This is a genomic window from Erysipelatoclostridium sp. MSK.23.31 (assembly GCF_019125875.1).
In the GTDB taxonomy this organism is placed as follows: Bacteria; Bacillota_I; Bacilli_A; order Erysipelotrichales; family Coprobacillaceae; genus Thomasclavelia; species Thomasclavelia ramosa.
In genome coordinates, this window is record NZ_JAHOCB010000121.1 from 1 (window position 1) to 638 (window position 638).

The following is a 638-nucleotide window of genomic DNA, read 5'->3' on the forward strand; positions in this document are numbered from 1 at the left end:
CCACCATATCCAAATGACGGGTTATTATAATGTGAACCAATTCTAGGATCTAGACATACACCATTAATGATTCGCTTAGTATCTAAACCTTTCATTTCTGCATATGTATCTAATTCATTAAAGTATGACACTCTTAAGGCTAAATAAGTATTAGCAAACAGCTTTACTGCTTCTGCCTCTGTATATCCCATAATTAATGTTTCAATATCTTCTTTGATTGCTCCTTCTTGCAGTAGACCTGCAAATGTATTTGCAGCTTCTACTAATCTAGGATCATTCATATCTGTTCCAACAATAATTCTAGATGGATAAAGATTATCATATAATGCTTTTGATTCTCTTAAAAATTCAGGAGAGAAGATAATATTCTTAGATCCTGTTTTTTCTCTAATACTTTGAGTATACCCTACAGGGATAGTACTCTTAATAATCATGACAGCTTCTGGATTATATTCCATTACTAACTTAATTACTGCTTCTACTGCACTAGTATCAAAGAAGTTCTTCTTTGAATCATAGTTTGTAGGTGCTGCAATCACTACAAATTCAGCATCACTGTATGCTTCTTTAGCATTTAATGTAGCTACTAGATTTAAATTTTTTGTACTTAAAAAAGCCTCAATTTCATTATCCTGAAT

At 31.7% G+C, this 638-nt stretch carries 1 pseudogene; it reads right to left on the reverse strand.

Going from position 1 to position 638, the window contains the following annotated elements:
• A pseudogene (locus KSU54_RS18585) lies at positions 1-638 on the reverse strand (UDP-glucose 6-dehydrogenase); the annotation flags it as partial.